General features: G+C 37.4%; 4 protein-coding genes and 1 pseudogene. All 5 read left to right on the forward strand.

Features of this window, described 5'->3' with window-relative positions:
- Nucleotides 1-518 precede the first annotated feature (518 nt).
- Complete coding sequence (locus E7Z79_RS08950; RefSeq protein WP_303739602.1) at nt 519-2,018, forward strand: DUF2193 domain-containing protein; 1,500 nt, start codon at nt 519-521, stop codon at nt 2,016-2,018.
- A 9-nt stretch (nt 2,019-2,027) separates the two neighbouring features.
- Nucleotides 2,028-2,801: an MIP/aquaporin family protein gene (locus E7Z79_RS08955; protein WP_303739603.1), complete on the forward strand. Its 774-nt coding sequence runs from the start codon at nt 2,028-2,030 to the stop codon at nt 2,799-2,801.
- A 165-nt stretch (nt 2,802-2,966) separates the two neighbouring features.
- Nucleotides 2,967-3,857, forward strand: a complete 891-nt coding sequence (locus E7Z79_RS08960) for a hypothetical protein (RefSeq protein WP_303739604.1) — start codon at nt 2,967-2,969, stop codon at nt 3,855-3,857.
- 134 nt (nt 3,858-3,991) lie between these two features.
- On the forward strand, nt 3,992-4,810 hold the full coding sequence (locus E7Z79_RS08965) for a DUF368 domain-containing protein (protein ID WP_303739605.1): 819 nt from the start codon (nt 3,992-3,994) through the stop codon (nt 4,808-4,810).
- 59 nt (nt 4,811-4,869) lie between these two features.
- A pseudogene (locus tag E7Z79_RS08970) lies at nt 4,870-5,512 on the forward strand (DEAD/DEAH box helicase); the annotation flags it as partial.

The following is a 5,512-nucleotide window of genomic DNA, read 5'->3' on the forward strand; positions in this document are numbered from 1 at the left end:
ATATTTTCCATTCATATAGAATGGATTACCTAAGAATCTCCGACCTCTACAGGTCGGAGAGGTTCAAAACCAAAAAACAGGCGGGCTGATTTCAAAATTGGAGTACAGCAAATTCAAGGATGGCAAATGGCACTGGCCAGATAATGATTATACCTTCCGTGATCTTATATATTATGCAAAGGTCTATTATATATCCACTAAATAGCCTAGATTATACGCTGTGAATGTTATAAGTGTTTTTCAAAATTTTTCTGAATGTGCCTCTTATTGCTCAATATGTAACAAAACATTCAGGTGGCTTATTTGCCTTCCTAGTTTGATTACAATTAATTTTTTTTAATGGTATCTAGTCAAAATCTGTTTTTTAAAAAAATTACTTTATAATAACTTATTTTTTTAGAAAATTTTCAATAAATTTATATATTTTACTGAATAAACTTTTAATCAACTAATAATAGTTAACTTTAAATACTTGTTTAAAGCCTATTAGTAGTACAATTATTATTCAGGTGATAATAATGAGAGAGTTATATGAAAAAATGATTAACGAGTCAATGGCTGCTCAGAAGGCAGACGTTGCTGTTATATCAGAAAACAGGTACAATGACTTTAAAATTACTGATGCTAAACCTTATGCCGATGCGGTATCTGGTATGAAAGCATTAGATGGCCAAGCAGAATCAGTGATTAATCTGCACAAGGAATCTGTAAAAAACCACTATGAGATTTTATCTTCAATTACAGACACCTTACAATGTGAAGATGATCCATTCATTGAACATTTCCAAACCCCTCCTGTTTTGGAAATCTTATGTGAAGAAGACGGAGAATTTGCAGACAGCTTAGACAAGTTCATCCAAGCGATTGCAGATTGTGAAGCACTAATCTCCAAAGAATCAATCAGAAGATATGGTGGATTTTACGGACCTACCTGTGTAGTTGACTTTGCATTGATGCCTGGAAGTACAAGTAACGTGGTAAATCAGATATTGCAAAAAACAGACATTCCTGTTGCTCACAAACAGGCAATTCTTTCAGCCAAATCATGGGGTATGAACACTTCTTATGGTGTAGGTGACGCATTCGCCAATGCTATTGAAGCGGGTGCAACTGCAGCTGAAGCAACCGAAAAGGAAATAGCTGCATTGCAGATGATTTACAAAACCCCTATCGAAGGACAAGGCCAATTGATGGATGATGCTGACCACTCATCATTTGATGTAAGGGACTATATGAACAAATATAAAAAAGCAATGACACCAGTCGTTAAGGCTGCAATGGATGATGGGGTGCACTACGGTAACATCGTAACAGTTCCTGCATACTGTGTCGGAGATATCGGACACCACATAGGCCAATCCACTTACAACATGTGTAAAGATGACATGACATTAGCTATTGTTCAGGCAACTGCAGAAGTAATCGACGCAACATTAAGGAATAATTTGGATAATTATAAATCAGCATTTGATGTGCTTAAATTATCTACTGGTTCATCTGCTTGCGCAACAGAATTCATATTGGAACTTGACGGATTCAACGCACCGATGGTAGTGGACTTATTCTCCAAAAGGTTCCACAACTTCGTACAGCAATACCCAACAAGAGGAGCAGCTGCAGAATTGCACAACTGTGACTTCATGGACATGATTTACAGAGGATTCAATGCAATCAGTGGAGCAAGAAAATTCAGAGCAGGTACCGGTGGAGAATTAGTGCCAAAAATCAATGGATTTGACGTTGACTTAAGCCCTATTTTGGCCAGTGAAACAGTAATGAACCCACAAAGATACACTTACCCGGCATGTGCAATTACAGTAAGATTCTCTTCACTCATGAGACTCGCAGATTATCCATGTCTCTTAACTTCAGAACCTATTACAGCTACCATGATGACAAACATCATTGCACTTAACAAAGAAGCGCCAGGATCACCTGTAAGAGGATGTAAAAACTGTGCTGCCGCTTCACTTGTGGACAACAAACACGAATACTGTCAATGGAGAGAAGCAGTTTAGGCGATAAAAATGACATGTAACATAAGAAAAAAATTCTTTGCAGAACTTCTGGGAACATTCTTCCTGGTCTTTTTCGGTACAGGTTCAGCTGTCGTGACACTTTTAATCTCAGAAAGCATCACTCCTGGAGCTGCTGGAATCGGGCCATTGGGAGGACTTGGTGACTGGATTGCCATTGCTTTGGCATTTGGTCTGACTGTAATGATATGTATCTATGTGTTCGGAAAGATATCAGGCGCACATTTGAATCCTGCGGTTACCATCGGACTTTTAGTAACCAAAAACATCGCATTGGTTGACAGTATCTATTATATAGTTGCTCAGGTCATCGGTGCATGTTTAGGAAGCCTTTGTCTATTCTTATGTCTTGGTGCTCAGGCAGTAACAATCGGAGGACTGGGTGCAACAGCCCCAGGACTTGGCGTAAGCTATATGCAGGCAATGTTTGCCGAATTTTTAGGAACATTCTTCCTTATGATGGTTGTAATGGGTGTAGCTGTTGACAAAAAGGCAGAACCTGGTTTTGCCGGAATATCAATCGGTATGACAGTTGCTGCAGTAATTGTAGTTTTAGGCGCATTCACCGGAGCTTCAATCAACCCTGCACGTACCTTCGGACCATACCTGATGGACATGATTCTAGGAGGACAAAACCTCTGGGGATTCTTCCCAATATATCTTGTCGGACCTATTTTAGGTGCAATCTGTGCAGCATTCGCTTATGCATACCTTGCAAAGGACAGTGGAGTTTGCGAACTTCCACAGCCATTCAACGACGAATAATTCCATAGATTATTATGGTTAATTGGTTACAAGTAAAAAATTAACTTTACTTGTGAACCGCCTTTCTTTTTTTTTTAAATATATTGCAAATACTTACACAAAATCTAAAAATAACAAATTCCGTGAATATTTTCAAGAAAACATCAATTCAAGGAGGTAACAATATTGAATAGAAAAATATTAGTTGCGCTAATCATTTTGGTCTCATTAGTCAGTGTGTCTTCAATCTGTGCACAGGATAGCGGTCAAAATGATACAAGTATAACCACAGACTTTAACGAATCGGATATGCATTACGGATTCTGTGTCCTGCCCGAAGATATGGACAAAGTTGATTTCGCAGAACTGTCCAATCATGGGGTTACTGATCTGTTCCTAGATTATAGAGTCATGGACACACACGACAAAACCCAGGTGGAAACATGGATTCAGGATGCAAAAAATGAAGGAATTTCAGTGCATATTTTTGCACAGGTTTTCAATGATGATGAAAAATGGTATAACCCAACTAACCAAAGCTTTGTTGATGCAAAAATTAATGAACTGAAAGAGTATGCAGGTTTAAAGGACCTTGCAGGAATACACCTAAATTATGTCAGATATGAGGGTGCGGACGCCGCTGAAAATGACAACTACACTCAGGCGGTTTCAGATTTTGTAGTGAATGCGACAGAAGAACTCAGAAAGGACAATCCGAATCTGATATTGTCATCTGATGTAATGCCGGAATATGATCAATTGAAAGACAAATACTGTACAGATTATTCCGTAATCAGTAAAAACTTTGATTTTGTTGTTCCCTTGACTTACTTTGATAATAACAATGAAAATGACACATATATAGAAGATGCCATTACATCTCTTAGGGATCACTCAGAGGGCGCCAAAGTGTGGGCAAATTTGCAAACTTTTGACAATTCAACCCAAAAACCGATTCCTTTAGATAAGATGAACGCAAAAATCCAGAACATATCAAAGGTGAATCCGGATGGAATGTTCCTTTTCAGATATGGATTGAGTGAGGATATAGACTTCAATAATTTGAATGCAAAATAATTGGTTTATTCCCACATTTTTTCTTTTTTTTTAAAAACTTATTTAATACATGTTAATCTAACTAATTACTATAAGGTGATAATTTGAGTTTTGATATTAGGGAAGCTTTTTTCATATTTATTCGAGGAGTCCTTATGGGCTCAGCAGATATTGTTCCCGGAGTTTCAGGCGGAACAATAGCTTTGATAACTGGAATTTATGCTCATTTGGTTGAAGCAATTAGTAAAATCAAGTTCGCTTTTTTAAAGCCGTTATTTAAGGGTGACTTTAAAGGATTTTGGAATCAGATGCTTGATGAAATCGATTTCAAGTTCTTCATACCATTGGTTTTAGGTATAGGCATTGCATTCTTGACTTTGGCAAAAGTCGTTACCTATTGTATGGACGTTCACACTGCACTGACCTATTCATTCTTCTTAGGGTTAATTATAGCTTCAGCGGTAATCCTATTCAGGAAACTCAATGAAATTAACATAAAAAACATAATATTTGCGGTAATTGGTGCTATTTTGACATTCATATTTGTCAGCATGAATCCGATAGCGGCAAATCATTCCCTGATTGTAATTTTCATTTCAGGTATGATTGCAATATGCGCAATGATCCTTCCGGGAATTTCAGGCTCATTCCTGCTTCTTTTATTGGGCCAGTACAAATACATGCTGAATGCACTACATCAGCTTCATTTTACCGACATCATTGTTTTTGTAATAGGTGCGCTAATAGGAATACTTGGTTTTTCAAGAATACTCAATTACCTGCTTAAAAACCATGAGAAAATAACAATGGCATTTCTCATTGGTGTAATGCTTGGATCACTGAGAGTTCCTGCTGTAGAGATTGCAAATTCAGTCAGCGTTAACTTTTCAGGATTGCTGCCATGCATTATCGTTGCAGTAATTGCATTTGCGCTAATTATAGTTCTAGAGACAAAATTTGATTATATGGAATAATAATCAAATTAATTTTTTTTTTTAATATTTATTAACAATTAAAAATATATTTAAATACAATGCTAGTTTTAAAGAAAGTTAAAAAACAGTGGAGACTATACCCAATCGGCTCACCAAAAGGGGCATTGAATCACAAGAGGGAACCTGAATTTGTTGGAAACATCAAATTCTCACAGGAAGGCGACTCATTGTCAATTGCAAGATTCGTTGCCGATTACAACTTCAAGGACAACTCCACTCTAAATGAAAAGCTTGTGCCTCCCGGAGAGGTCACCAAATTGCTCCGCTCACAGGCGGTCTTTCTTGCAACACCTGACGAAAAGGTGGAAAAGTTCTTAAAGTCACTGAATATCAAGGTAAGAAAGACACGGGTATGCGATTACTGTGCCTATGAGGGAAACATAACCATCGTCAATTCCTCTTATTCCTATAAATATCACAATCAACTGATCTGCAAGGATTGTGCTCATGATACGATAAAACATGAACTGAAACTTCAGGGTTTTGATAAAAAGATTTTCCGAAACCTTAAAAAGACTCTGGAAAAGACTGATGACCTTGAAAAGACATTGTCTGTTTTGGATCCACACTTTGACCCTTTAAAAAACAGGAAACTGACACTCTTTGACAAGACCCGAAAGTCAAAGCACATAATACCTCCTGTCGACATGAAAAGGTTAAAGATACCTAGGGAATTCAAGG

Source organism: Methanobrevibacter thaueri (genome assembly GCF_015062905.1).
GTDB lineage: Archaea > Methanobacteriota > Methanobacteria > Methanobacteriales > Methanobacteriaceae > Methanocatella > Methanocatella thaueri_A.